A 25,965-nucleotide genomic window follows, 5' to 3' on the forward strand; every position below is an offset into this window, starting at 1 on the left:
ATCACACCTTACTACTGAAGAGTATATTACTCGCAGCCAATTCCATCATTGTCTCGGTCAAGGTGAGGGCCATAGCCAGGATCACTCCGACGTACGGGGGCCGCACCTGCGGCGCGTGCTTCCGAGCAATTGCGGAAGGCCCTAACCTGTGGGGCGGGCGGCAAAGTATTCGTGGTCGCGCGTTGAGGTCTGGGCGCTGGGGTGGCTGAGGATGAGGATGTTTTGCCATGACAATGGTAGTCACCTGTTTTGCGATTTGTGTGACATCCTTGCGCATTGAGCCCGCCACCATGAGCAAGGGCCTCTCCCGTGGTTGGCAGTAGCATCAACAGAATTGCAGGTAACAATCTACGCATCAGTCTATTCCTCCGAAAACGGAGAATACCTCATCGTGCGCAATCATCGGTTAAAAGTGAACCGCAAATTTTTGGTGCGGGTTAGCGCCCCAACCGCCGCCGGAATTCCTCATAGCCGAAATCTGACAGACTCTCGATGATGCCGTCCTCCCAGCGCACCGCGAGGTTTGCCAGCGGGGTGCCGTTAAACGTGTTCGTCTTGACGAAGGAATAATGCATCTGGTCGGTGAAGATGATCGTGTCGCCTGGCTTGAGTGGGGCGTCGAAGGAATAGTCTCCGATCACGTCACCCGTCATGCAGGTCTTGCCGCCGAACCGGTATGTGTGTGCCTTCTGGCCGGGCTGGCCTGCGCCGATCACGTCTGGCCGGTAGGGCACTTCCAGCACGTCCGGCATATGGGTCGAGGCGGACGCGTCGAGGATCGCCAGATCGACTTCGTTCCAGTGCAGGGCGAGGACGGTGGCGTAAAGTTCACCCGTATTGACGACAAGGCCGGCGCCCGGCTCCAGAACAACCTCGACGCCAAAGCGCGCCTTGAACGCCTTGATGGCCGCAATCAGGGCGTCAACATCATAGCCATCTTTGTTGAGGAAGTGTCCTCCGCCGAAATTCACGGTACTGACCTGTTCAATGTATTGCCCGAAATTGTCGGCCACGAATTCGATCAGTCCGACAGAGCCTTCGTGCAGGCTTTCGCACAAGGCGTGCACATGGAAAATGTCGATGCCGGACCAGTCAACCTGATCCAGCTTTGACGGCACTTCGCCGAACCGGCTTCCGGGCGCACAAGGATTGTACAGGTCGCCGCCCAGCGTCGCATTGGAATAGCCGGGATTGACGCGTAGGCCGACCTTGGCCCCCGCATTGCGGGCAATGTCGGCGAACCGGTCCAGCTGTTCGAGGGAGTTGAAATAGATGTGCTCGGCCACTTCGGTCAGGCGTTCCACCTCGGCCTTTGTATAGGCGGGCGCGTAGACATGCACTTCCTTGCCGAAGCTCTCATGCCCCATGATGGCTTCCTGCTCTCCGCTCGCCGTGGTGCCGTCCAGATAGTCGGTCATCATCGGGAAAGCGGCGGGCAGGGAGAACGCTTTCGTTGCCAGCAGGATCTTGCACCCGGCTTCCTCGCGCACACGTTTCGCCGTTTCCAGGTTCGCGCGCAGGCGCGCCGCGTCCAGCACGAAAACGGGCGTCTGAATATCCGTACTCTGTGTCATGACTCGCGTTCCCTTGGTCTATTTTGGTGTGTGGTATCGATAGGTGAATGCATTTGGGTCAGGCCGAACCGCTCCCAGATGTGCGCAGTTCTAGGGACTGGTCATTGAGGCGTCTGCGACAGTAGTCGTACACCAGATACTCTAGCTGGTGCCGCTCAATGAAAGATTCCCGTGTGGCTTGCGAGATTTGCTGATCACGCGGAGTCTCATTTTCTCTTGGAATGGTCATTGGCTTGAAGCCTAAGCGGGCCGCAAATACTTTAATGGTCGCTTCCAAGTGCTCAGTGGTGCCTACGGAGATGAATTTCTCCTCAATCAGATCTCGATAGTTGTCCTGCGTAACAACCGCTGGAAAGTGGTTGAGAAAATTGGGGCTCGCGGAAGCAAGGTGGCTTTCCAAGGGGACTTTTGGAACTCGGCTTTGGTCTTTCCAGTTTTGGCCCACTTTGCGTATGTAGAAGTATTCTGAGATTGCCTGTTCAATTGGTTCGCGGACAATCGTCAGATACTGTCTAACGAAATCGTACCGGCCGGGAATTCCAAACCCTCGAAGTTGGTTGAAGTGGCCGAAAAGACAGACCGGCCGTCCGCTCTCCCGCGGATGAGTTAGTTCGGTGACTTCCGGCAATGCGCCGGTGGAGGCATTGGCGTAGTGCGGCAATAACCCGTCGCCAAACCATGAATTGAAGATTTGCCGGACGGATGTTCCTGCCGTTTTCGGCACATGTATGAATATTGCAGGTTCGTGCCTTTGATATTCGATCATTCCGTGCCCCGAGCTGCCTGCAGACGCGCAATACATCGCGCGATACAGAGCGTGGAGATATTGCCAGGCAGAAGGGGCAGGCTCATGAGGGTAATCCTTCAGATGTCGCGCCTTGAAATGCCGATCAGACCGTTGGCGGGTTCACCGGCCGGGGGCGGCCATCCTCATCGACAGCCACCATGGTGAAGCGCGCTTCAGTCACCTTTTCTCGGACGGCCGTCAAGGCACGACGCGCCCATGTTTCGATGCGGATGACCATAGAGGTTCGCCCGACTTTTTCCACTTCTGTGTAGACGCAGAGTGTATCGCCGATCTGGACCGGTTTCTTGAAGATGATTTCATTCGCCGCAATCGTGACGGTGCGCCCATTGCAACGCTCATTGGCGCGCACGGCGGCTGCCAAATCCATCTGTGACATCACCCAGCCGCCGAAGATGTCACCCGCGGCATTGGCGTCGGCGGGCATGGCGAGTGTGCGCAGGGTCAGTTCCATGCCGGGCGGTGTATGCGATTCCATGAGGGTGTCCTTGTGTCGGCGTTTTGCTGCCGGGACAGATAGGACGCCCAAAGGCATGCAAAAACACATGATTATGCATACGCGCGTTGCGAGAATGCGGGCGCGTATGCGTAATCAATTTCGGCCCGGTAATGGGCGTGCTGTGGCTAAGTCTCGACTGCGAACAGGTCTTCCTGGTCGCCGCCGTCCACATCAATGACGTGCCAGGGCAGGCCGCGCTGGGCGACATCTTCCAGGAAGGGCTTGGCCGGGAACTGTTCAACGTTGAACACGCCGTGACCGCTCCATTCGCCACGGAAGAACATGGCCGCGCCGGAAACCGGCGGCACGCCCGTCGTGTATGACACCGCCTGCGCTGAGACCTCATCATTGGTCTTGGCGTGGTCGGAGACATTGTAGATCATCTTGGAGACCGGCTGGCCGTCTTTCGTGCCCCGCAGGATGACGCCGATCGACGTCTTGCCGGTATAGTTCTCGGCCAGCGAGGAAGGCGGCGGCAGCAAGTCCTTCAGGAATTCCATCGGGATGATGTCCATGCCCTTGTGCTTGATCGGCTCCAGACCGATCAGGCCGATGGATTTGAACACTTCAAGGTGCTTGATGTAGGCCTCGCCAAAGGTCATCCAGAAGCGGATCTGCTTCAGGCCCTTGATGTGCTTGACCAGGCTTTCCTCTTCCTCGTGATAGATCAGGTAAGAGGCTTTCGGGCCAACTTCCGGATAGTCGATCATCGTCTTGATCGACAGGGCGGGGATCTCGATCCACTCGCCATCTTTCCAGTATTTGCCGTCCTGCGTCACTTCGCGGAGATTGATCTCCGGATTGAAGTTGGTCGCAAACGTCTTGCCGTGGTCGCCGGCGTTGCAGTCCACAATGTCGATGAATTCGATCTCGTCGAACAGGCCTTCCTGCTGGGCATAGGCACAATAGATATTGGTCACGCCCGGATCGAACCCGCAGCCGAGGATGGCGGTCAGGCCGGCATCCTTGAAACGGTCCTGATAGGCCCACTGCCAGGAGTATTCGAATTTGGCGACATCGCGCGGCTCATAGTTCGCGGTGTCCATGTAATTGCAGCCGGCTTCGAGACAGGCATCCATGATCGGCAGGTCCTGGTATGGCAGGGCCATGTTGATCAGCAGGTCCGGCTTCACCTTGTTGATGAGCGCGACAACCTCTTCAACATTGTCGGCATCAACCTGGCTGATCTCGATCGGTGTCTGGCAGAGCTTGGCCACTTTCTCGCAGCTCTCGATACGGCGCGAGGCAAGATGGATGTGTTTGAACGTGTCGCGGTCCATCGCGCATTTCTGGGCGACGACGGATCCGGCGGCACCGGCACCGATGATGAGAACATTGTCCATGAGTGATGAGACTCCCTGTCTGGATGGGCACTGATCTGCCCGTCACATAGGGCAAACAGCGTGTGTTCGCCAGTACAGATCTGCGGGGAGCCGGGGGAGGGGAATGCCGCAGCGCAGGAGAGCGAAGGGGGAGGAAACGAGGTGGGCAAACCTCGCCCCGCGCTGCGGCAAAGCAGGATCAGGCGGCTTGCCTGTGAACGTCGAGGCGAGAGATTTCCTCGCTGAGCCAGGTATAGTGCTGCTCAACGCGATTGATCATCGTGTCGGTTGTGTCAGGTCGCTCCGTTAACTCGTTCCGCCACGCTTCCAGCACGCTCTTCTGGCTTTTCAGCCAGCACAGCATGGCGGCATCATCGATCGGCAGGCACATGGGACGCTCCATCAGTTATTTGCGAGTCGTTCTCAAAACTCTTGTTTCACACCTTGCGGCCTCTTGCAAGTCATTCTCAATTAGATTTCGTCCATGTTTGAGGATTCAGGGTGAAATCCCCCGCCGTCACTGGAATAATTGTTCAAAACGGAGTATCTGGCCCGCTTTCCCGTTTCAGGAGTTTCTCTGAATGACCTCATCCGCCACCCCGCGCCATTTCATTGACCTCTGGCATCTGGAATCCGCAGAATTGCGCGAAATCCTGGACATGGCCCATGCGATGAAGAAGGCGCGACAAGGCTGGCCGAAGGGACGGGTCGACACGGGCGCCCCGCTGGAAGGGTACACGCTGGCGATGATTTTCGAGAAATCATCGACGCGGACTCGCTTTTCCTTCGACATGGCCATGCGTCAGCTTGGCGGGTCGTCCATCACGGCGACATCCAACGACATGCAGCTTGGCCGCGGCGAAACCGTTGAGGACACAGCGCGCGTTCTGTCGCGTTTTGTCGACGCGGTGATGATCCGCGCCAATGATCATTCAGACGTTGAGGCCTTTGCCGAGAATGCCAGCGTACCCGTGATCAACGGCCTGACGGACCGGTCTCACCCCTGCCAGATCATGGCGGACCTGCAGACGCTGGAAGAGCATGGTCTGACCCTCAATGGCGCGCGCCTCGCATGGGTTGGTGACGGCAACAATGTTTGCGCCAGCTTCATTCATGCGGCGGCGAAGTTCGGGTTCTCACTGGCCGTTGGCACGCCGCCACGCTTTGCGCCGGATGACGAGGATATCGAGATCGCCCGCGACCTGCAGGGGCGCATCGATTTGTACGACACGGCGGAAGAGGCTGTCGCTGGCGCGGATGTGGTGATTGCGGACACATTCGTGTCGATGGGTGACGCAGATGCCGAACGCCGTCTGGAAATCCTCGAGCCATATGCCGTGACCGAGGAGCTGATGGAGCTGGCTGCTGGCGGTGCGAAATTCCTGCACTGCCTGCCGGCTCACCGCGGTGAGGAGGTCGACGCCGAAGTCATTGACGGGCCGCAAAGCCTTGTCTTTGACGAAGCCGAAAACCGTATGCATGCCCAGAAGGCCGTGCTGCGCTGGTGCCTCGGCAAATAGCCTAGCTGTCCTGCACTTCTTCGAGACCGAAGGCGACCGGAATGGCCAGCGCGCTCATCAGGGCGAGCAAACCGATTACGACCGCCTCTCCCGCCATGTGCGCCACAACACTGAAGCCGCTGCCAAGTATCAGCAGCGTTCCGATGATCGTGTTCGACAGCGCCGTATAGGCCGCGCGGTTGTCCTGGCTGGCCATGTCGACCAGATGGGTCGAACGGCCCAGGCGCACGCCCTGATAGGCGATCATCAGAACGAACAGGACCAGCGGCAGCGCCCAGATATCCTGCAGCAATCCTGCCGCGTTGAGGCCGAGTGTTGCGAGCAAGGCGAGCGTGGCCGCCGCAGCCGTCAGGATCAGCACTTTCCGGCTCGACCGGTCTGCCAGCCGTCCCCAGACATAGGAGCTGAGCAGGCCCGCCCCGGCTGAGGCGATGACGAGCAGTCCCAGACCCCCAAACATCTGGCTGGCCTCTTCAGTGTCCGTGCCGAGCGCCACCATGAAGGGCGGGGCCAGCGCCGTGGAGATCAGCAGGCCGCGCGTCAGGATGAACCGGCGCAGCTGCTTGTCCTCGGCGAGCAGCTGGAAATTGTCCCGGAAGGATTTGATCGGGTTGCCGCCGCCTTCGGTGGAGCCCGGCTCCTCTTTCAGCGTCGTGAACAGGGCCGCGCCCGTCATCCAGAGGCCACCGGCGAGCAGCAAGCCGCCAATGACGAGGCTCATCCGGTCGATCCAGCCGACGGTGAGCAAGCCGCCATAGACCAGCACAGCTGCGGCGCCGACCGTGCTGGCCGTTCCCGTGGCCGTACCCCGACGCGATTTCGAGACGGTCTTTCCAAGCACATCCTTGTAGGTCACCGAACAGACCGAGCGCGCGAGCGCCAGCACGGCCAGAGCGATCAGGATGACATAGCCTGCAGCTGCCCCATCGAGAAAGAAGGCGGCGAGGCCCATACTGGCCGCCGAGAGTCCCTGTACCGCAGAGCCCGCAGCCCAGGCCCATTTGCGCTGAGGCAGCTCGCGCAGGGCGGCGGCGGTGAACAATTGCGGCAACAGCGCGCCAGCCTCCCTGACCGGCACGAGCAGGCCGATCAGCCAGGTTGGGGCGCCAATTGTGGTCAGCAGCCAGCTGAGCACGAGCTTGGGATCTATCAGGCCGTCGGAGATCTTGCTGGTCGACAGGCTGGTGACATGCGTGAAGAAATTGCCCGCTTCTTCCTTGCAGGCACTGTCAGGGATGTCCTTGCAAACACGCCCCTCATCTCCAGAGGTGAGCATTTCAAAGACAAGTTCCTGAGTGTTTTCAGCCATGAAGCGCAAAATAGCGCGGCCCTGTCAGGTGGCAACATTCACGATTGAGTGTGTTCAGACAAAACTGCTGGAAGGGCGCGCAGATCACGCTACACATGGAAGCATGGCCGATAGCGAATTTCACCCCGCCAAATTCTCTGATCCCGATGTCACCGCCAAGGGCGAGACGCGCGCCAGCGTCGGCTGGACAGGTTTGAAAACGCTGTGGCTGAACACGGGCACGCTCTGCAACATCGAATGCGTGAATTGCTACATCGAGAGTTCACCGCGCAACGACCGGCTCGTCTATCTCACCCGCGCGGATGTACGGCCGTTTCTGGATGAAATCGACAAGCCCATAGAAATCGGCATCACGGGCGGTGAGCCCTTCATGTGCCCGGAGATATTGGGCATCATGGAAGACGTGCTGGCAGACGGGCACAGCCTACTGCTGTTGACCAATGCGATGCGTCCGATGATGCGCCCTCGCATCCAGCAGGGCCTGGAGCGTTTGGCCGAGACCTATGGCTCCAGAATGATCCTGCGCGCGTCCCTCGATTCCCACGAGGCGGTTGTTCATGATGAGGAGCGCGGGTCGGGAGCTTTTGAAGAGGCGTGCAAAGGCCTCCGATGGCTTGGTGAACGCGGCGTACAGGTGGCGATTGCCGGACGCCAGGCCCTGACAGAGGATGATGCGACCGCCCGCGCCGCCTATGGCGCGCTGGCCCAATCTCTGGGACTGAGCCTCGACCCGTCCGACACCAAACAGCTTGTCCTGTTCCCGGAGATGATCGCGCGCGATGATCCGCCCGAGATCACGACAGATTGCTGGGGCATCCTGAACAAGTCACCAGACGACATCATGTGCGCCAACCAGCGCATGGTGATCCGCCGCAAGGGCGCGGGCAAGGCCACGGTGACCGCCTGTACACTCTTGGTGGACGACCCTGCGTTCGAGCTTGGCGATACGCTGTCGGATGCGACGGCTGATCCGGTCAAGCTGAACCATCCCTGGTGCGCCAGTTTCTGCGTGCTGGGCGGCGGCAGTTGTTCGGCCTGATCGGGCTCGCGCAGGCGTGCCTCTTGCGATAGGGGCGGGGCGCTGCCACATGGGGACGCCAATTCGAGGTGTCCTCCCATGACTGACGCAACCTACGCCGTCACCGATTTCGTCACGAACTTCCAGATTGTAGACCGTCCCATTCGCGGGCGCGCCGTTCGCATGGGCGAGGGCAGCCTGTCGGGCATCCTGCATCGGCATGACTATCCGAAGAATTTGGCCCGCATACTTGGCGAAGCCGTGACGCTTGCGACGCTGGTCGGCGCGTCCCTGAAATTCGAGGGGCGCCTTCTGGTGCAGGCCGAAGGCGATGGCCCGGTGTCCATGCTGGTCGGCGAGTATCGCTCTGATGGCGGTGTGCGCGGCTATGCCAAATTCGATGCCGAGGCCTGGGCCCATCTGGACAAGGTGAACAAGGGCGATGCCCCGCACATGCCCCAGCTGTTCGGCCCGAACGGACGGCTTGGCCTGATCATCATTCAGGACAATCCGGCGATCCAGCCCTATCAGGGCATCGTGCCGCTGTCGAAGGGCACGCTGAGCGAGTGCGCGGAAGACTATTTTGCCATGTCAGAACAAGTTCCGACGCGCCTGAAACTGTCCGTCGCCGAGCTGGACCGCAAGGATGGAAATCCGGTCTGGGTATCCGGCGGCATGATGGTGCAGCGGATCGCAGCAGATGAAACGCGCGGTGAAACCGAAGAGGCGTGGCGCGAAGCCGAAGCCCTGTTTGCAACGCTGACCGATGGTGAGCTGGCCGATGCGGACCTGCCGATGGAGCAGCTGCTCTACCGTTTGTTCCACGAACAGGGCGTCACGATGGAAACGCCGCAGGCGCTGGATGACCGTTGTACCTGCAATCAGGAACGGCTGGTCGAGACGCTGAAACAGATGCCGGATGACTCCCTGCGAGAGATGACCGAAGCGGATGGCACGCTGGGCATCGATTGCCAGTTCTGCAACCGGCACTACGACATCGCGATTGAGGATGTGACCGGCAATACGAATTAGGCTGGGAGGGCAACCTCCACAGTTTCGTGATTGCGAAGGCGCGCGGGCACTGGCAGAGGTGGCAGCCATGACTTTCAAATGGCTCCCCAATGCGCTGACCATTGCCCGCTGCGTCTTTGCCGGTTTCGTTCTGGTCGGCTTCTGGCAGGCGGGCAGCCTGGACCTGACGCTGACCGGCTTGTCGCCAGAGGAATTGTCTCGGCGGGCAACCCTGCAACAGCTCTGGTACCAGTTTGCGTTCCTGGCATTCCTCGCGGGAGCCATCACCGACTTCCTGGATGGCTGGCTGGCCCGGAAACTGGAGGCGCACAGCCGGTTCGGTGTGTGGCTGGACCCGATTGCCGACAAATTGCTGATTGCCGCAGCGCTGTTCGGGCTCGCGCTCGAATTCAGATCCTGGCTGATTTATGTGCCTGCAGCGATGATCATCGCGCGGGATGTGTTCATGACATGGTTCCGGGCAACGCCGCGCGGGCGCTCCGCGATTGTCCCGTCCAATCTGGCAAAGTGGAAAACCGGATTCGAGTTCGCGGCGATCATCGGCCTGATGCTGCCACTGGCCACGCTTCGCCCAAGCCTTGATGGCGACGTGGCGACGGGGTCCGATGTGCTGGCGATCGTGGCGATTGTGACCGTGGTTGGCCTGCTCTGGGTTGCAGCGGCGCTGTCCTGGTGGACGGCTGGGCAATACATGAAAGCTGCCGGATCGGGCTCACCTGACTAGACCCAAAGAAAAGGAACGCTGACTCAAGGGGGAGAAAGCCAGCGTTCCACACTCGGTCCGGAGCGGGAAGAGGGGGGACCCTGCTCCGACACGGGGCTCGTCTTGTAGTGGAATGCTCTGCGTTCCCATCCCACCACGATCAAGCAATAGGCGACGCGAGCAAAGGTTCCCTCAATCTGCGAATCTTTCCGCTGAACTGCAATTCCACGAAGTTTCCGACAATCTGCCTGCATTGAGACTCAATCCGCGCCGACAAGGTGCGTATGAGATCACGGCTCTCCCCCACGACCCGCCTGGTCATTGTTGCGCTGGCCGCGCTGGCTTTCCTGTGCCTGCCGGCGCTGTTGGCAATGGCGGGGGCGTGACGGCTAAGGGGCCTTGCCCGACCAATAAGGTGACCGGGCCTGCCCCTGATAGAATTCTGCCAGCCTCAGCCGTGTGCCATTGGTCGTGCCGTCAGGGACGTCATCAGGCGGGCACCAGCGGATTTCCGCAATCTCGGCCAGCGCCGTTGCCTTGCCTTGTGTCCAGATACCTGGGGGCACGTGATACAGCATGACGTGGTCATTCGGGAATGAGGCGTGGTTGGAATAAACGCCTGCCAGCACCGGCACGCCAGTCATCAGGATTCCCGCTTCTTCCTCGATTTCGCGCCGCAACGCCTCGACACAGGGCTCGTTCCGCTCGACCCCGCCGCCAGGCATGTGCCAGCCGGAAATGTAGGTATGGCGCACCAGAAGGATATGCCCGTCCTCATTCTCGACCAGTCCCCGCACACCCATCGTCATGGGGCGGCGCAGGCGGGCATAGGCATGAAAAAGCCGGGTTCTGAGCCAGGACATGAGGTCTCCTTACGCCGTGGGAATTACAGGGCTAATGTGAAAAAACTCGCAAAGGGAATGCAAACTTCCTGAGAATTCGGGCTCGCCAAGCCCGGCAACGCACGCTAAGAGCGGTGCGAAAGCATGGAAATGCTCAAGAAAACAACAGCGAGACGGCGCCATGATCATCCATCCCTCTCTGATTGCCATTGCCGCAATTGTAATCGTATTCGGCATCCTGAACTTCATTGAATACAAGCGTCTCGACTAGGAGCGAGCCCGGCGCATGCCTGATTTTTCCCTGATCGCCGCCCTGATCGGGGGGCTCGTCATATTGGCGTTTGCGGGGGATTTCCTGGTAAGCGGCGCTGTCGCCGTGGCCGAACGGTTTGGCGTCTCCAAGCTGATCGCGGGTATCTTCATTGTCGGCTTCGGCACATCGGCCCCGGAAATGGTTGTGTCCCTGAATGCTGCGCTGGAAGACCGGGCCGGTCTCGCGCTGGGCAATATTGTCGGCTCCAACATTGCAAACATCTTCCTGGTGCTGGGCATCCCGGCGCTGATCATGCCGTTCGTGGCTGGCGGGCACGGGCAGGGACGCGCGCTGACGGCCATGCTGGTGGCGACGGTTGTCTGGATGTTGCTGACGGCGATGGGACCGCTGACCTTCCTCGGTGGTGTCCTGTTCCTGACCATTCTCGTGGCGTATTGCGTGATCACCTTCTACATGGCGCGCAAGGCCGTGGCGTCGGGCGAAGATCCCGGCATCGAGATTGAGGAACACGACCCGCTCAGCCTTGGCCGGTCGCTGGCCTATATCGTGCTCGGCATTGGGGGGCTCGTCCTCGGCGCGCATCTGATCATCGCGGGCGGTGTGGGCATCGCTGAATTCTATCACGTGCCTCAGGAATGGATCGGCCTGACCCTGCTGGCGTTCGGAACCTCCCTGCCTGAAATCGGCGCGGCCATCGCGGCGGCGCTGCGCCGGCATGGCGAAGTGGCCATCGGCAACGTGCTTGGTTCCAACGTGTTCAACATTCTCGGGGCGGGTGGTATCATCTCTCTCTTCGGGCCGATTGAGATTGCGCCGACTTTCACGCAATATGATCATTGGGTCATGGCCTTTGCGGCGCTGCTGATCGGCGGGTTCATCCTGACGCGCGCGCGCCTTGGCCGCCTGATGGGAGTGTTGATGCTGCTGATCTATGCCGCCTATATCTACGGCCTGATTCACGGGGTGAACCTGCTCGGCCTGTTCCAGAGCGCGCCGGCATGAAGCCGGGCGCGGCGCTGGTCACGGGCGCCGGGGCGCGGCTGGGCCGGGCCATGGCCGAAGCGCTGGGCGCCGATGGCTGGCAGGTAATCGTCCACTACAATTCCTCCGCTGACGGCGCAGAGGAAACCGCTCAGGCCATTCGTTCGGCCGGCGGGGACGCCGTCACAATGCGGGCTGACCTGTCGGATGAGGTGGCCACCGCTGAGCTGATCCTGCACGCTGCGGAGAAGGTCGGACAGCCCGTGTCCCTGCTTGTGAATTCGGCCTCGGTCTTCGATGAGGACACGGTCTCCAGCCATACGCGGGAGAACTGGGACAAGCACATGAACGCGAACCTCCGCGCGCCGATCCATCTGGCCCAGACCTTTGCGGATGCCCTGCCGAAAGGTGCGCCGGGCCTGATCGTCAATCTGATCGATCAGCGGGTCTGGAAGCTGACCCCGAATTTCTTCACCTACACGCTGTCCAAGGCCGCGCTCTGGCAGGCGACGAAAACCATGGCGCAGGCCCTGGCGCCAAACATCCGCGTCAACGCCATCGGGCCGGGACCGACGCTGAAGTCGAAACATCAGAGTGAAGACGAGTTTGCAGCCGAGACCGCGGCCACGCTGACAGGGCAGGGCTCCAGCCCGGACGAGATCGTCAATGCGCTGCGATACCTGGTCTCAGCCAGCAGCGTTACCGGACAGATGATCGCCAGTGATGGCGGCCAGCACCTGATGTGGCAAACGCCGGACACGCAGATCTGATGAATTTCTCGTCCGACACGTCTGCGCCCGCGCATCCGAAAGTGCTGGAAGCGGTGCTCGCCGCAAATTCCGGCCTCGAGTCGAGCTATGGCAATGACCGGGTGACAAGACGTTTGCGGGGCCAGTTGGCGACTGTGTTCGGTACAGACGATTTCGACTATTGGCTGACGGCGTCCGGCACGGCGTCGAATGCGCTGGCCTTGTCCTGCTTCTGCCCGCCGACCGGCGCAGTGCTGTGTCATGCCGGGGCCCATATCGCCGTGGATGAGCGCGGCGCGCCGGAATTCTTTTCCGGCGGAGGCAAGCTGCACCTGCTTCCAGGGCCGGATGGAAAGATCGGCTCTGCGCAACTTGATGAGGCCCTGGCGCGCATCAATCATGACTTCGTGCATGAAACCCCAGCGCATGTCCTGTCCCTGACGAACCTCACCGAGAACGGCACGGCCTATAGCGTGGGAGAGGTGACGGATTATGCGGCCAGGGCGCATGCGTCGGATTTGATCGTGCATCTGGATGGGGCGCGTCTGGGCAATGCGCTGGTCTCGACCGGAGCGAGCGCGGCGGAGATGAGCTGGCAAGCTGGCGTGGACGTGCTGACCTTCGGCCTGACCAAGACCGGGGCGATGGGGTGCGAGATCATCCTGCTGTTCGGCAAGGCGCGGGAAAAGACACGCGAGTTGGAGGCGCGGGCGAAGCGGTCCGGCCACATGCCGCCCAAGATGCGGTACCTTTCCGCGCAGGCCGAGGCGATGCTGGAGGGCGGCCTGTGGCTGGATCTGGCGGCGCAGGCAAACGGCATGGCCCGGAAGCTGGCCGATGGCCTGGTGGCGCGCGGTGTATCCCTGGCGTTCGAGCCGCAGGGCAATGAAGTCTTCGCCATGCTGCCCGACGATCAGGTCACGGCGCTGCGCGCGGCGGGCGCGGTGTTCTATCCCTGGATGGGTGGCAGCCAGCGCTTCGTCTGTTCCTGGGCCACCGAGGACACAGAGATCGAGCGTTTCCTGAGCGTTCTGGACGCCTGACCCCCGCTTTTCCTGTCCGGACTGGACGGATGGGGCGACGCACGGCAAAGAGGGCCGGCTGGAATCTTCGGGAAGGGGTTTTTGTCCATCATGTCCAATCGCATCCGCGCGGCCATGCTCGCCGCTGTTTTCGCCACCACGACACTCTCTGCCTGTTCGACGGCCTATTATGGCGCGATGGAGCAGTTCGGATACCAGAAGCGGGATCTGCTGGTGTCGCGCGTGAACGAAGCATCGGACGCGCAGGCGGAGGCCAAGCAGGAATTCACCAATGCGCTGGCAGCGTTCCGCGATGTTGTGAATTTCGATGGCGGCGAACTCGAAGCCTCCTATGACTCCCTGAACCGGGCCTATGAACGGTCTGAAGCGAAGGCCGATCGGGTGCGTGACCGGATCAAGGACATGAAAGCCGTCTCCCGCGACCTGTTCGTGGAATGGCGCAAGGAGCTGGAAGAATATTCCGATCCCGGCCTGCGCCGCGCCTCGGCGGACCAGCTGGAAGCCACGCGAGAGCGCTATTCCGTACTGGTCGACAAGATGGACCGGGCGGCGGCTTCGATGGATCCGGTCCTGGCCGTGTTCAAGGATCGCGTCCTGTTCCTGAAGCACAATCTGAACGCCCGGGCGATTGCGGCGTTGGGGGATGAGACGCGCGACATTGAAACCGATGTGGCGGCCCTGATTGCAGAAATGGAGCGCTCGATTGCCGAGGCGGATGCCTTCATCGCGGAGATGCAGGCAGGAACCGTGTAACAAGCTGCACGTTTGACGCCAATCAAGGCGCTTTTCCGGGAACCGAATTTCAGAACACGCGTTTCTGTCACGTCTCTGGCAGGGGCAGATTTGCCGTGTTCTGCTCATTCCGGCTTAGCCCGGGATTCGGGATTGAGGGGACCATGAAGTCAATCCCGGGCTTCGTCTTTGGACGGGGCGAGCAGATCCCCACTGCCACATCCTCATCTTCGGACATGGCCATGCGAAACGCTTTTGACGGCGTGAAGCGCCACGGCGCAGCGCGGCGCTCTGCCAGGGTATCGCCAATCGCGACGATGTGGACATTTCCGTTCCTGTCAATTCCGGTCAGGAAAGATGCCCGCGCCCCTTTCACAGCGCACACATAAAGGCGCAGCATGACCAGCTGCAGCCAGATCCAGACGCGAAAGCGCTGGAGGTGTGGTGGCAATTGCGCAGGAGGGGCAAGCAGGCCAGTCATGCGGTCATGATACACCGGATTTCCAGGAGGGGGATAAAGTTCCCGTCCGGATCAATGCGCGCTGCAGGATGCGACCGGAATTCAGGGGGACAAGGCGTGTATGGACCGGTGGACGACACAATCGTCGCCTGTCGCCAGATGTTGCGCTATGGTGTCGGCCGTGGTGCCGGGGTGCGCCTTGAGGAGGAAATGAGATGACATTTGTCGATGGGTTTCTGGCGGCGGTGCCAGAGGCGAACAAGGCGGCCTATCTGGAACAGGCGAAGATGATGTCGGGCATGATGAAAGAGCTTGGCGCGCTGAGCGTGATGGAATGCTGGGGCGTCGATGTGCCGGAGGGCAAGAAGACGTCCATGCATCTGGCCGTCGCGCGCGAGGAGGGGGAGGGCATTGTCCTGTCCTTCGTGACCTGGCCCTCGAAAGAGTTGCGGGATGCGGCCTGGGCGAAGATGGAAGCAGACGAACGCATGCAGGGCATGTCCATGCCGTTTGATGGCTCGCGGCTGATTCATGGCGGGTTCGAGGCGATGCTGGAGGCTTAGGGGCCGCGGCGGTTTGAAATCGTATCGAGCGCCGTGTGGCGGCGCCGGGAGCAGCCTTCGCTTGCGCTTCGGGCCTTTTCTTCCTTCATTCGATCCTCGATCGAATGATGACGCGAAGCGTCATCGGGGTGTAGCCCTTGCTTACGCTGCGGGCCTGTTTCCCCTCAATTCGATCCTCGATCGAATTGTCGCGCTTTGCGCGACCGGGGAAAAAGACCAGACGGCCTGTAAGCCGGGTTCTGTTCGTCCCTGCCTTCGCAGGGATCTGGCAGCCATTCCTCTGGGATGCCTGTTGCCAGGCACCTCACGCGACACACCCGGGGCGCGGGCGGAAAACGGCCCATGCGCGCCCCCTATTCGGTCTTGCTCCGGGCGGGGTTTACCATGCCGGTCCTGTCGCCAGTCCCGCGGTGGGCTCTTACCCCACCCTTTCACCCTTACCGCGGCGTCCTTCGACAAGCTCAGGATGAGCCGCGGCGGTTTGCTTTCTGTGGCACTTTCCCTCGGCTCGCGCCGGGCGGCCATTAGCCGTCGCCCTGTTTCCCTGGAGCCCGGACTTTCCTCCAACAGGCCGTTACCAACCTGCCAGCGGCTGCCCGGCCGTCTGGTCAAGACGCGGTGTATAGGCGGAAATGCGGCCCGGCGCCAGTCGGGGAAGCTGCGCCGGGCCGACTGACTAGGCCTTGATAAAGGCCAGGAGGTCCGGATTGAGGGTGTCGGCGTTGACCGTCAGCATGCCATGGGACAGGCCGGGATAGACCTTGAGTGTGCCATTGGGCAGTAGTTCGACCGCCTTCAGGGCCGAGTTGGCAATGGGAACGATCTGGTCGTCATCGCCATGCAGGACGAGCGTTGGCACGGTCATCGCCTTGAGATCCTCGGTCTGGTCGGTCTCGGAAAAGGCCTTGATGCCGTCATAGTGCGCCTTGGCGCTGCCCGTCATGCCCTGGCGCCACCAATTCTGGATCACGCCCTCCTGCGGGGCTGTGCCGTCCCGGTTGAATCCATAGAAGGGACCGGAGGGCACATCTCGGAAGAATTGCGCGCGATTGGCGGCCAGCGCGGCCCGGAAGCCGTCAAACACTTCAAGAGGCAAGCCATCCGGATTGGCCGGGGTTTTCAGCATCAGGGGCGGTACGGCCGCCACGAGCACGGCTTTGGCTACGCGCCCACTGGGCAGGCCGTGTCGTGCGACATAGCGGGCCACTTCGCCGCCGCCGGTGGAGTGGCCGATATGGACGACATTGTTCAGGTCGAGATGCTCGACCACGGCAAAGGCGTCGCTGGCATAATGGTCCATGTCGTGGCCGCTGCTGACTTGATCCGACCGGCCGTGGCCCCGGCGATCATGCGCGACAACGCGGTAGCCCTTGTCGACGAAATAGAGCATCTGGGCGTCCCAATCGTCGGATGACAGGGGCCAACCATGATGGAACATGATCGGCTGGGCGTCGCGCGGGCCCCAGTCCTTGAAGAATATCCGTGTGCCGTCCTTGGCGATGGCGAAAGAGTCAGAGGTCATTGTGGGGTCTCCGGATGGGTGGGAAAGGGCTGCGGGCAGGGTCTGGCAGCCGGACGTCATGACGAGCGGCGACAGGAGGGTGGCGCCGGTGAGGGCCACGCTGCCCGACAGGGCGTCCCGGCGCGAAATTCCGGCAGGCGGATGTTTTGGACGGGTCATGTTCAGTCACCTCGCGGGAAAGTCTCGAGCCGGGCCAGAGTCTAGTTTGCAAAGGCATCCTGCTGTAGTCTGATGAAGTGATAGGCCGGCATATAGGAATCCGATACAATGCATCTGGGAGATGTTGCTGTCTTCGTTCTCGCGCATGACCGGGGCAGTCTGGCCTCGGCTGCGCGGCATCTCGGCGTTTCGCCTATGATTGCCTCTCGACGCCTGTCCTCTCTGGAAGAGGAACTGAATGTGCGGCTGATCCATCGGACGACGCGGGCTCTATCCCTCACGCCGGAAGGAGAGGCTTTTCTGCCTCACGCACAAGCGATGCTTGAGGGTGAGGCGCATGCCCGTGCTGCGGTCGCCCCAGCTTCGGTCACAGCCACGGGATTGCTGCGGGTGACCACGTCGGCCCCCTTCGGGCGCAAAGTCATTTCGCCCATGCTGCCGGGATTCCTGGAGGCGCATCCCGAGCTGCGTGTGGACCTGCTGTTGACCGACAGTCTGATCGATATTGTCGCGAACGGTCTGGACCTCGCGATCCGGATTGCGAACTTGCATGACAGTACGCTGGTGGCGCGCAGGCTGGCCGACAGTCCACGCATCCTGTGCGCCTCGCCGGACTACATCGCCCGAAAAGGCCGGGTGGGGACGATCGCGGACCTCGCCGGGCACGATTGTCTCGTCCTGACCGGTACGTCGTACTGGGACTTCGTCGGGCTGGAGGGCCGTTTCCGGCAGCGCGTATCGGGGCGGCTGACTTCAAACACGCTGGAGGCCCTTCATCAGGCCTGTCTTGACGGGATGGGCGTAGCAGTTCTGTCGGGTTGGAACATTCGCGATGATCTCGACGCAGGACGCCTGATAGCGATGGCGTGCGAAACAGCCCATCCCGTGCCGCTTGATATCTGGGCAGTCTATCCGACCAATCGCCTTGTTCCGCCCAAGGTACATTTGTTCATTGCAGCACTCAAACAGGCGCTTGCGCCGATCGCAGCCTGACACCCGCGCGCCAGTGATGCGTCAGTCGCCGGCGAAATCGGGGGTGCGTTTTTCGAGGAAGGCGCGGATGGCTTCGGCCTGGTCATGGGACTGGCTGGTCAGCAGGAACTGGTCGCGGTCCATATAGCTGGTCGCGTGGGCCAGTGGCTGGGCGGCTGTGTCGATGGCCTGTTTCGTCATGCGCAGCGCGATCGGGGGCAGGGCGGCATAATCGCGGGCAAGGTCTGTCGCGGTGCTGAGCGCTTTGCCGGGCGGCGTTATTTCGTCCACAAGGCCCCAGTCCAGCGCAGTCTGCGCGGTCAGCTTGCGGCCCAGCAGGATCAGCTGTTTCGCGCGCGACGGCCCCATCAAGGCAACAAGGCGCGGCACGGACCGCCAGCTCATATTCATGCCGAGCGGCACTTCCGGCAGGCGAAAATAGGCCGTATCCGCACAGATGCGATGGTCGCAGGCGGCGACAAGGGCAAGGCCACCGCCAATGCAGAAGCCTTCAATGGCGGCCACGGTCACCTGTTCAAGATCAGCCCAGGCCTGGCACATGTCCGGGCCGAGCTTCAGGGCGCTGCGTTGTTCCAGCAGGGTCATCTCGCCCCGGTCCTTGCGGTCAGGGTCTTTCAGGTCTGCGCCGGCGGAAAAGACGGCCGCGCCGGTCAGCACAATGGCAGAGCTCGTATCGTCATCGGCCAGCGCGCGGGCAACATCGCGAAGTTCGGTCATGCCCTGAACGGAGAGCGCGTTCAGCCCGTCGCCGCGATCATAAGTGACGGTGACGAGGCGGCCTGCGCGCTCCAGCGTGATGAAGTCGCTGAAGCGTTCTGTAATTGGTGAGTCCGGCATGTTCCCTCCCGTCCGGTGTCTAGTTGGAGGCAGGATCAGGCGGCGAGCGGCGTGAAGTCAACCATGCGTCAGGAGAGCAGCTGCCGGCCCATCATTTCTGACAACAGGGCATCGCGCTCTTTCTTGGAGAGATTGCTGAAATTCAGGGGGCGTTCGGCCCGGCCAGAAACGATGAGATCGGCCAGCCCGTGCGCCGTCGCCCAGGACGCCATGATGAGTTTCATCGCGCCCGGATCATCCGGCGGGTTCTCTCCGACAACGCTGCGCACACCGGATTGCAGTTTTTCGTAAGCGGCGATGGAGGCGTCTCCCAGATCCGGTACGGTGCGGTCAGGTTTCTCCGACGTGAACATCAATCGGAACAGGGCCGGGTTTTCCAGCGCGAAGTCGATATAGCCGAGGCCCGCCGCGATCTGCTGTGCATGCGCGTCGTTGCCTGCCTCAGCCTGGCGGCTCTCCTGCGCTTCGACCAGTCGCCGGAATCCGGAGGCGGCCAGGGCGGTGAGCAGGCCTTTCGCATCCTTGAAATGGTGCGCGGGCGCGCCGTGGCTGACGCCGGCCCGTTTGGCAACGGCCCGCAGGGAGAAGGATTCGATGCCATTCTCCGCCAACTCTGCCTCAGCAGCGCGCAAGAGCGCCATTTTCAGGTCGCCATGATGGTAGCGGTCTTTCGAGGCGCGGCGCGAAGCGGTCTTTGATGCGGTCATGTGCGTACCATAATTCATAACTTGACACTGTCTAGATATTTTGACTAAAGGAAAATCTAGACAGTGACAAGATAGATGGGTCTGTGATGTTGAAATGGATTGTTCGAATTGGTCTGGCGCTCTGCGCGATTGCTCTCGTGGGCATGGTGTCGACCTATGTCTTCATCGATCGCGAGCTGAACCGGATGTATGGGGCCTTTGTCAAAGTGGCCGAGCCGGACCTGCCGCCACCGGGGCCGGATGCCTATGCGCTGGTGGATGTGAACGTGCTGTCGCCGGAGGGGGATGCCTTCTTGCCGGGGCAGGCGGTCGTGGTGGATGCAGGCCTGATCCGGTCTGTCATGCCCGCAGACTCCGTGCCGGCGGGGCTGGAGACGGTCGACGGGCAGGAGCGCTATCTGATCCCCGGCCTGACGGATTCCCATATCCATCTCTGGCAAAGCGAGAATGACCTTCTGGTATATGTCGCCAATGGCGTGACACAGGTGCGCGACATGAACACGGTGCCCGTCAATCTGCGCTGGCGGGCGGAGATTGAAGACGGCCGGATAGGGCCGGACATCTTCGCTGTCGCGCCGCAATTTGCGACCTTCGGCCCAATGGAGGGCGCCTTTGTCGGCTGGACCCAGCGCAAAACCATCGTGCGTACGGACGACCAAGTGCACGACGCCGTGAAGGATTTCGCGGCCAAGGGATATGACGCGCTGAAGGCGAGCAGCTTTCTCGACAAGGCCGGCTATGAGGCGATGAGCGAGGCGACCCGCGCGCAGGGCATCAAACTGGTCGGGCATTTGCCGGTTGCCGTCGGTCTGCATGACCTCTGGGCGTCGAACCAGAGCGAAGTGGCGCATGTTGAAGAGTTCGTGAAGGCTCTGGACCGGGAATTTGGCGGATACGGGCCTGATGAGGCGGAGGCGTTCCTCGAATATGTCCGGGAGCGGAGCGACGAGGTGGCAGACCGCATGATCGAACATGGCATCTCCGTGACCTCCACGATGGAACTGATCGACAGTTTGCAGCGCCAGAAGCTGGACTTGCACACGGAGCTTGATGCCGCGGAGCTGGCGTACGAGAATCCCGGCATTGCCGAGGGCACGGTGATTACCTCGCGCGGGATGGGGTGGATGCCGGAGGTCAACATCTATCGCTGGCCTGACCAGTGGGATGATGATCGCAAGGCCCGCAGCCGGATCTATTGGCAGGCCTATGCCGAAGCGCAGCACATCCTGTTCGACACATTCCTTGAGGCGGGTGTGCCGATCATGGCGGGGACGGATGCCAATGTGCCGGTGCGTGTGCCGGGCTTTTCCTTGCATGAGGAATTCGTCGCACTGCAGGAGGCCGGGATGAGCCCGGCGCAAATCCTGGCGTCGGCCACGTCCGTGCCGTCTGACTATATGGGCACGAATGCCGGGCGTATCGAAGCCGGGCGAGAGGCAGATCTTGTTCTGCTGCGCGACAATCCCCTTGAGGACATTGCTGCGACGCAGGGCATCGACATGGTCGTGTTGGATGGCCGCCGTCTGGACCGCGCCGCGCTGGACGGGCTGCTGGAGTCGGTGAAAGCCGCCAATGATGCGAGCCGGAAGGTTTCGCTGGAGCAATTCTAGGGTCCCATCGCCCAACGTCAGGGCTGTGCAGAACAAGGGCGGCTGGTATAGCTGTCCCTATGTTCGATATTGAAAGTTACGACTCGATGATGGCAGCGCTGGACGCGCTGGCACCGGAATTGGCCGAGCGGGCCGCCGAGATGGAAGAGGTGCGCCGCCTGCCGGCAGACCTTGCGGAAAAGATGGCGCGGGCCGGGGCGTTCCGCATGATGACGCCAAAAACCTATGGCGGGCTGGAGCTGTCGGCGCGGGAATTCGTTGAGGGCGTGGAGCGGATCGCGCGGGCCAATGCGAGCGCGGGATGGTGTTCCATGATTGCCTGCACGACATCCATGAATGCGGCCTACATGGCGCCGGACATGGCGGCGGAGATCTATGCCTCGCCCATGACGATCACAGGCGGCGTGTTCGCGCCGATGGGCCGGGCCGAGGTGGAGGGCGATGGCTATCGCGTCACCGGCCGTTGGCAGTGGGGCTCCGGATCGGCCAATTGCAGCTGGCTGGCCGGGGGCTGCATGGTGTTCGAGAATGGTGAGATGAAGCGGCTGCCCTCCGGCGCGCCGGACCAGCGGATGATGGTCTTCCCGGCGAGCGATGCGACGCTGCACGATACCTGGCATGTCATGGGCCTGAAGGGGACGGGCAGCGGCGACCTGTCCGTAGACGGTATTTTTGTGCCGAAGGCGCGCTCAGTGTCCCTTATCACGGATACGCCGCACGAGACCGGGCCGCTTTATACGTTCCCGCCCTTTGGTTTGTTGTCGCTGGGCGTGTCTGCGGTGGCGATGGGCAATGCGCGAGCCAGCCTTGATGCGTTCAAGGCGCTGGCCGCCGGAAAGAAAAGCCAGGGCAGCAAGAAGACGCTGGCCGAGCGCCAGACCATTCAGGCCGCGTTTGCGGAGGCCGAAGCGAAATGGCGGGCCGCCCGCGCCTACATGATGGCGGAGCTGGACGAGACCTGGAGTGTGGCGCGTGACGTGAAGCCCGGCGAGGGCATTCCGGTAGAGCGGCGCGCGGCACTGCGCATGGCGTGTACGCACATGACGCGCACCGGCGCGGATATCTGCCGCGCGCTGTATGACCTTGGCGGCGGCGCGGCCCTGTTTGAAGCCTCTGACCTTCAGCGCCGGTTCCGGGACTCCCACGCCATGACGCAGCACATTGTGACTGCGCCTGCGACATGGGAGCTGACCGGCCGTTTGCTGCTGGACCTGCCGACCGAAGCCGGAATGGTGTGACGGCGCGCGCCCTCAGCCATTCGGGAAGATCAGCCGCTCTGCTTTTTCACGGATCAGGGCGATGAGGTCTTCATCCATATACTGATAATCGTCCGGAATATCGAGCACGTGCAGCCGCTTGTAGGCGACTTCCTGGCGGAAGTCTGCGCGCAGGCGGTTGGCATGTTTGTCTTCCATGACAAGGATCACGTCAGCCCAGCGGATATCGCCCACTGAAACCTGCCGACGGGCGGATTTCGCCGTGCCGGCAGACCGGGTGGCCACGCCGTCCACTCGCGCGAAAACGGCTTCGCCCGTAGGGCTGCGCCATTGGTTCTTCGAGCAGATGAAGAGCACGTTGACCGGTTCGATGTCTGCCATCAGTTTCTTCCATTCCTTTGGCGGCCAGATTTTCCCGAGCTGGCGCGCACGGTGCAGCTTGTTATGCCGCAGATACAGCAGTTTCCAGTTCTTTTCCTCAAAGCCACGATGGGTCGGCGCGCGCTTGCGGTCGCCATGCTTGCGAGCGGCCACGCGTCGCGCAGCCCGGTTTTCGGGGTGTGTCATTTGCTTGTCCTCGATTGTGCGGATCAGCAGCCGCGGCAATACGAGGAATAGGCGCGTCATAGCCCGGAACAGGGCATTTCGGCAAGATGGGGAGGCGAAATCACCCATGCAGGCTGGGAGCGGCCAGCGAATTGCCCCATATAGAAAGCGTCGCGAAGGAGGCCGCATGCTGAACTGGATCAAATCCCTGCCAGTGCCCGCGCCGATCCGGCATTGGGTGTTTGCGCCGCTCTGGTGCGCCATTGTCCGCCTGTCCAAGCCGGAAGTGCGGATCGTGACCGGGGGCATCAGCTTTTACGCGCTGTTCTCCATCTTTCCGATTGTCTATCTGACGCTGACCTTGCTGTTCGCGCTGTTGCCGGCGGATCTCAGCCGCCAGTTGGGCGATACGGTGGACCAGGTTCTGGTGTCGGCGGTTGCGCCGCTGAGCAAGGCTGATCTCGACGTGATCCATGAGTCCACGCCGCAGGGCGTCACCTTCCGGGCGTTGCTGGCAGTGATCGTCGTGTTCTACACGGCCAGCTCCGGGGCGAAGGCGGCCATCACCGGTATCCGCATGGTGGCGGGCAGTGAGCGACGGACACGGATTATCCGCTTTCAGGGCGTTTCGATCCTGATGACCGCTCTGCTCATCCTGTCCGTCTGGATCCTGGGCGCGTTGCAGCTGATCCTGTCCCTGATCACCGAGCGCGATGGTTACATTGCCTATGATGTGGCGCAGACGATTTCTGACATTGCCTCAACGCTGTGGCTGGGGAAGGGGCTCGCCTGTTTCGCGGTCTTCTACCTGATCATCGCCCTGTCCCTGCATGGGCGTATCTCCGGCAACCGGGCCAAGGCGATGGGCGCGGCGGCAGGCGCTCTGGCCTGGCTGATCGCGACCTGGGGGTATCACCTCTATCTGAAGTTCAGTTCGCTGGACACATTCTATGGCGCGCTGGCCTCGGTCATCCTCGGCTTTATCTGGCTGTCGGTTTCGGTGTCATCGCTCTTGTTCGGCGCGGCATTAGCGGTTGAGTGGGCTGCGCGCATGCAACGGGAAGAGGTGATTGCGGAGCCAGACGAGGAAGACCTCGATGCGCCAGCCGATCAGGCCGCAAACAGCGCGTGAATGACGCCGATGCGGCGCAGCGTGGTCAAATCCGCCTGACCGGTGACTTGCTCTGGCAGCCAGCGGCGCTGGAAGGCGGTGACCACGTTCTCGCAGGTCTCGCCATAGATGTCTGTCACGTCGAAACCATAGCCGATCTCTGACAGCATGGTCTGCAGACGCCAGACGCTGGAGCCGGACGCGCCGCGTTCGAGCCCCTTGCCGATGACCTCCTTCGTCGTGCCGTCGAAATCCGGCCAGAGGCCGATGCCGGCGCGGGCGAGGCGCTCCCACGGGAAGTGTTCGCCGGGATCCTGCTTGCGCAGGGGGGCGATGTCGGAATGGCCGAGGATGCGCGTGGCGGGGATGGCGTGGCGGCCCAGAATGTCGTGGACGAGATCCAGCGCGGCATGGATCTGCGGTCGGGGATAGGGCGGCAGGCTGCCATCCGGCGCGCGGAAATCATGCCCGCCATTGACGATCTCTATGCCGATGGAGCGGGAGTTCAGATCCTGCTGTCCCTGCCAGCTGGCGACGCCTGCATGCCAGGCGCGCTTGTCCTCTTCGACGAGCTGCGTGATGCGGCCATCTTCCCAGACCATGTAGTGCGCAGAGACTTCTGCCTTCGAATCGCACATGCGCTCCAGCGCGTCTTCCCCCGTCGCCATGCCGGTATAGTGCAGCACCAGCATGTCGAGCGGGTGCTTGCGCTCGTTGAAGTTCGGGCTGGCGACGTGTTCGATCTGCATCAGCTGCCTCCGGAGCCGAGCTTCTTGATAATGGCCGCGTCCGGCAGGGTCTTGTTCTGGCGGACTGCGATGACGAGCACACCGCTCAGCGAAATGACCGATCCGAGCACCAGCCGGGCGGAAATCGGCTCGTTCAGCAGGATGATGCCGAAGACCACACCCCAGATTGGCGTCATCAGGGTCAATGGGGTCAGGAGGGAAATGTCGTACTTCTTGATGAGGGAATAGAACCCGCCATGCCCGAAGATCGACACGCCGACCACAGCGAACAGCCAGGCAAGCCCGAATTGCCAGCCGCCGCGCATAACGGATTCCAGCTGACCAGTCTCCAGCAGGCCGGACGTGATGAAGAGCGGTGCAAAGCTGAACAGGCCAACCCAGGCCTGCAGGCGAAGCGCCTTGATCGGGGGGAGCCGCTTCATCAGGATTCCGCCCACCGAGCCCACAAAGGCCGCAACGACAATGTAGATGAGGCCGATCGAGATTGAGAAACTGGACGGATCAAAGGCGATCAGCACGACGCCCGCAAAGGACAGCATGATGCCGAGCCCCCTGCGCCAACCAATCTTTTCGCCAAGGAATGCCATGCTCATCAGGGTCGAGAAGGGCGCGCCGAGCTGTCCTGTGATGGACGCCGCGGACGCCTCTGCGCTCTGCAGGCCGATAAACAACAGGGAGAAATGTACCGCGCCAATGAACATGGCGATGAGGAACAGCATTTTCAGGTCTTCAGGCTTTGGCCTCAGGAACATGACCAGAAGCGCGGCGACGCCTGCAAAACGCGTGGCCGCAAAGAAGATGGGCGGCACGCCGACATCGGCGACGACCCAGCGTGTGAAGACGATATTTAGGCCCCAGACGAGGCAGACGGCAAAGAGAAGGACGAAATCGCGAAATGACATATTCTGGGCGTTAGCAGGATTTATCCGGACTGGGCAGGGGAAATAGAACTTTCCTTTGCGTCGTTTTCGACTGCTTCAAAAATGACCATGTTCAGCTTTCAGTCAGGTGGGGACTGCGAGGGAACGGAAGGCTGCGCGATGCGCTAAACAAACGTTAAGAAGCTGTTATAGTCATTGGCAGGTGGA

Annotated in this window: 28 protein-coding genes and 1 other RNA gene; 13 read left to right on the forward strand and 16 right to left on the reverse strand. The window is 61.5% G+C overall.

The window, feature by feature from the left end; genetic code table 11:
- Window positions 1-26: 26 nt before the first annotated feature.
- The 6 genes from HF931_RS07495 to HF931_RS07520 form a co-directional block, all read right to left on the reverse strand.
- Window positions 27-356, reverse strand: a complete 330-nt coding sequence (locus HF931_RS07495) for an excalibur calcium-binding domain-containing protein (RefSeq protein WP_337957157.1) — start codon at window positions 354-356, stop codon at window positions 27-29.
- A gap of 81 nt (window positions 357-437) precedes the next feature.
- Window positions 438-1,574, reverse strand: coding sequence for a carboxynorspermidine decarboxylase (gene nspC, locus HF931_RS07500; protein WP_273242824.1), 1,137 nt, complete (start codon window positions 1,572-1,574; stop codon window positions 438-440).
- A 58-nt stretch (window positions 1,575-1,632) separates the two neighbouring features.
- Window positions 1,633-2,340, reverse strand: coding sequence for a hypothetical protein (locus tag HF931_RS07505; RefSeq protein ID WP_273242825.1), 708 nt, complete (start codon window positions 2,338-2,340; stop codon window positions 1,633-1,635).
- A 124-nt stretch (window positions 2,341-2,464) separates the two neighbouring features.
- A complete protein-coding gene (locus HF931_RS07510; RefSeq protein ID WP_035547013.1) occupies window positions 2,465-2,857 on the reverse strand; it encodes an acyl-CoA thioesterase in 393 nt (130 codons plus the stop codon).
- A gap of 146 nt (window positions 2,858-3,003) precedes the next feature.
- Window positions 3,004-4,221, reverse strand: coding sequence for a saccharopine dehydrogenase family protein (locus HF931_RS07515; RefSeq protein WP_035547002.1), 1,218 nt, complete (start codon window positions 4,219-4,221; stop codon window positions 3,004-3,006).
- 178 nt (window positions 4,222-4,399) lie between these two features.
- Window positions 4,400-4,591 carry a hypothetical protein gene (locus HF931_RS07520; RefSeq protein ID WP_035546997.1) on the reverse strand — a complete coding sequence of 64 codons (192 nt, stop codon included), beginning with the start codon at window positions 4,589-4,591 and terminating at the stop codon, window positions 4,400-4,402.
- Between the two features lie 190 nt (window positions 4,592-4,781).
- Here HF931_RS07520 and argF point away from each other — a divergent pair, with 190 nt between their 5' ends.
- Entirely contained in the window at window positions 4,782-5,720 is a 939-nt protein-coding gene (gene argF / locus HF931_RS07525) for an ornithine carbamoyltransferase (RefSeq protein WP_273242829.1), read from the forward strand.
- A gap of 1 nt (window position 5,721) precedes the next feature.
- Here the strand turns inward: argF and HF931_RS07530 are convergent, their stop codons facing one another.
- Complete coding sequence (locus HF931_RS07530) at window positions 5,722-6,996, reverse strand: MFS transporter (protein ID WP_273242831.1); 1,275 nt, start codon at window positions 6,994-6,996, stop codon at window positions 5,722-5,724.
- A 31-nt stretch (window positions 6,997-7,027) separates the two neighbouring features.
- Between HF931_RS07530 and HF931_RS07535 the strand changes: the two genes are divergently transcribed.
- From HF931_RS07535 to HF931_RS07545, 3 genes are all read left to right on the forward strand, one after another.
- Complete coding sequence (locus HF931_RS07535; RefSeq protein WP_273242833.1) at window positions 7,028-8,068, forward strand: radical SAM protein; 1,041 nt, start codon at window positions 7,028-7,030, stop codon at window positions 8,066-8,068.
- Between the two features lie 78 nt (window positions 8,069-8,146).
- Window positions 8,147-9,079, forward strand: coding sequence for an Hsp33 family molecular chaperone HslO (locus tag HF931_RS07540; protein WP_035546983.1), 933 nt, complete (start codon window positions 8,147-8,149; stop codon window positions 9,077-9,079).
- A gap of 67 nt (window positions 9,080-9,146) precedes the next feature.
- Window positions 9,147-9,803, forward strand: a complete 657-nt coding sequence (locus HF931_RS07545; protein WP_035546979.1) for a CDP-alcohol phosphatidyltransferase family protein — start codon at window positions 9,147-9,149, stop codon at window positions 9,801-9,803.
- A 368-nt stretch (window positions 9,804-10,171) separates the two neighbouring features.
- On the opposite strand, the gene HF931_RS07550 is transcribed toward HF931_RS07545, so the two are convergent.
- A complete protein-coding gene (locus HF931_RS07550; RefSeq protein ID WP_273242835.1) occupies window positions 10,172-10,645 on the reverse strand; it encodes an NUDIX domain-containing protein in 474 nt (157 codons plus the stop codon).
- A 265-nt stretch (window positions 10,646-10,910) separates the two neighbouring features.
- On the opposite strand from HF931_RS07550, the gene HF931_RS07555 reads away from it, so the two are divergent.
- The 4 genes from HF931_RS07555 (at window position 10,911) to HF931_RS07570 (ending at window position 14,424) form a co-directional block, all read left to right on the forward strand.
- On the forward strand, window positions 10,911-11,900 hold the full coding sequence (locus tag HF931_RS07555) for a calcium/sodium antiporter (protein ID WP_035546972.1): 990 nt from the start codon (window positions 10,911-10,913) through the stop codon (window positions 11,898-11,900).
- Window positions 11,897-12,649, forward strand: a complete 753-nt coding sequence (locus HF931_RS07560; RefSeq protein ID WP_273242838.1) for an SDR family oxidoreductase — start codon at window positions 11,897-11,899, stop codon at window positions 12,647-12,649. Before HF931_RS07555 ends, HF931_RS07560 begins: the two co-directional genes overlap by 4 nt.
- Complete coding sequence (locus HF931_RS07565) at window positions 12,649-13,671, forward strand: threonine aldolase family protein (RefSeq protein WP_273242840.1); 1,023 nt, start codon at window positions 12,649-12,651, stop codon at window positions 13,669-13,671. The genes HF931_RS07560 and HF931_RS07565 overlap by 1 nt, the downstream gene beginning before the upstream one ends.
- A 90-nt stretch (window positions 13,672-13,761) precedes the next feature.
- Window positions 13,762-14,424: a DUF2959 domain-containing protein gene (locus HF931_RS07570; protein ID WP_035546962.1), complete on the forward strand. Its 663-nt coding sequence runs from the start codon at window positions 13,762-13,764 to the stop codon at window positions 14,422-14,424.
- A 67-nt stretch (window positions 14,425-14,491) separates the two neighbouring features.
- Here HF931_RS07570 and HF931_RS07575 read toward each other — a convergent pair whose 3' ends face one another.
- Window positions 14,492-14,884, reverse strand: coding sequence for a hypothetical protein (locus HF931_RS07575; RefSeq protein ID WP_273242842.1), 393 nt, complete (start codon window positions 14,882-14,884; stop codon window positions 14,492-14,494).
- A 194-nt stretch (window positions 14,885-15,078) separates the two neighbouring features.
- On the opposite strand from HF931_RS07575, the gene HF931_RS07580 reads away from it, so the two are divergent.
- Window positions 15,079-15,426: a DUF1428 domain-containing protein gene (locus HF931_RS07580; protein WP_273242843.1), complete on the forward strand. Its 348-nt coding sequence runs from the start codon at window positions 15,079-15,081 to the stop codon at window positions 15,424-15,426.
- Window positions 15,427-15,638: 212 nt separating this feature from the next.
- Here the strand turns inward: HF931_RS07580 and rnpB are convergent.
- Both rnpB and HF931_RS07590 read right to left on the reverse strand, forming a co-directional pair.
- Window positions 15,639-16,034, reverse strand: an RNA gene (gene rnpB, locus HF931_RS07585) — RNase P RNA component class A.
- A gap of 68 nt (window positions 16,035-16,102) precedes the next feature.
- Window positions 16,103-16,948 carry an alpha/beta fold hydrolase gene (locus HF931_RS07590; protein ID WP_420537732.1) on the reverse strand — a complete coding sequence of 282 codons (846 nt, stop codon included), beginning with the start codon at window positions 16,946-16,948 and terminating at the stop codon, window positions 16,103-16,105.
- A gap of 267 nt (window positions 16,949-17,215) precedes the next feature.
- Between HF931_RS07590 and HF931_RS07595 the strand changes: the two genes are divergently transcribed.
- Window positions 17,216-18,100, forward strand: coding sequence for a LysR family transcriptional regulator (locus HF931_RS07595; protein WP_273242847.1), 885 nt, complete (start codon window positions 17,216-17,218; stop codon window positions 18,098-18,100).
- Window positions 18,101-18,121: 21 nt separating this feature from the next.
- Here HF931_RS07595 and HF931_RS07600 read toward each other — a convergent pair whose 3' ends face one another.
- Both HF931_RS07600 and HF931_RS07605 read right to left on the reverse strand, forming a co-directional pair.
- Entirely contained in the window at window positions 18,122-18,937 is an 816-nt protein-coding gene (locus HF931_RS07600) for an enoyl-CoA hydratase/isomerase family protein (RefSeq protein WP_273242849.1), read from the reverse strand.
- Window positions 18,938-19,005: 68 nt separating this feature from the next.
- Entirely contained in the window at window positions 19,006-19,644 is a 639-nt protein-coding gene (locus HF931_RS07605) for a TetR/AcrR family transcriptional regulator (protein WP_273242851.1), read from the reverse strand.
- An 86-nt stretch (window positions 19,645-19,730) separates the two neighbouring features.
- On the opposite strand from HF931_RS07605, the gene HF931_RS07610 reads away from it, so the two are divergent.
- Both HF931_RS07610 and HF931_RS07615 read left to right on the forward strand, forming a co-directional pair.
- Window positions 19,731-21,254: an amidohydrolase family protein gene (locus tag HF931_RS07610; RefSeq protein WP_273242852.1), complete on the forward strand. Its 1,524-nt coding sequence runs from the start codon at window positions 19,731-19,733 to the stop codon at window positions 21,252-21,254.
- Between the two features lie 59 nt (window positions 21,255-21,313).
- Window positions 21,314-22,492 carry an acyl-CoA dehydrogenase family protein gene (locus HF931_RS07615; RefSeq protein ID WP_273242854.1) on the forward strand — a complete coding sequence of 393 codons (1,179 nt, stop codon included), beginning with the start codon at window positions 21,314-21,316 and terminating at the stop codon, window positions 22,490-22,492.
- 12 nt (window positions 22,493-22,504) lie between these two features.
- On the opposite strand, the gene HF931_RS07620 is transcribed toward HF931_RS07615, so the two are convergent.
- Window positions 22,505-23,038, reverse strand: a complete 534-nt coding sequence (locus tag HF931_RS07620; RefSeq protein WP_273242856.1) for a low molecular weight protein tyrosine phosphatase family protein — start codon at window positions 23,036-23,038, stop codon at window positions 22,505-22,507.
- Window positions 23,039-23,204: 166 nt separating this feature from the next.
- Between HF931_RS07620 and HF931_RS07625 the strand changes: the two genes are divergently transcribed.
- Complete coding sequence (locus tag HF931_RS07625; protein WP_273242858.1) at window positions 23,205-24,149, forward strand: YhjD/YihY/BrkB family envelope integrity protein; 945 nt, start codon at window positions 23,205-23,207, stop codon at window positions 24,147-24,149.
- On the opposite strand, the gene HF931_RS07630 is transcribed toward HF931_RS07625, so the two are convergent.
- Both HF931_RS07630 and HF931_RS07635 read right to left on the reverse strand, forming a co-directional pair.
- On the reverse strand, window positions 24,128-24,877 hold the full coding sequence (locus tag HF931_RS07630; protein WP_273242860.1) for a peptidoglycan recognition protein family protein: 750 nt from the start codon (window positions 24,875-24,877) through the stop codon (window positions 24,128-24,130). The two genes, HF931_RS07625 and HF931_RS07630, sit on opposite strands and share 22 nt — an antisense overlap.
- On the reverse strand, window positions 24,877-25,779 hold the full coding sequence (locus tag HF931_RS07635; RefSeq protein ID WP_035546927.1) for a DMT family transporter: 903 nt from the start codon (window positions 25,777-25,779) through the stop codon (window positions 24,877-24,879). The genes HF931_RS07630 and HF931_RS07635 overlap by 1 nt, the downstream gene beginning before the upstream one ends.
- Window positions 25,780-25,965: the final 186 nt, after the last annotated feature.

Source organism: Hyphomonas atlantica corrig. (genome assembly GCF_017795365.1).
In the GTDB taxonomy this organism is placed as follows: domain Bacteria; phylum Pseudomonadota; class Alphaproteobacteria; order Caulobacterales; family Hyphomonadaceae; genus Hyphomonas; species Hyphomonas atlantica.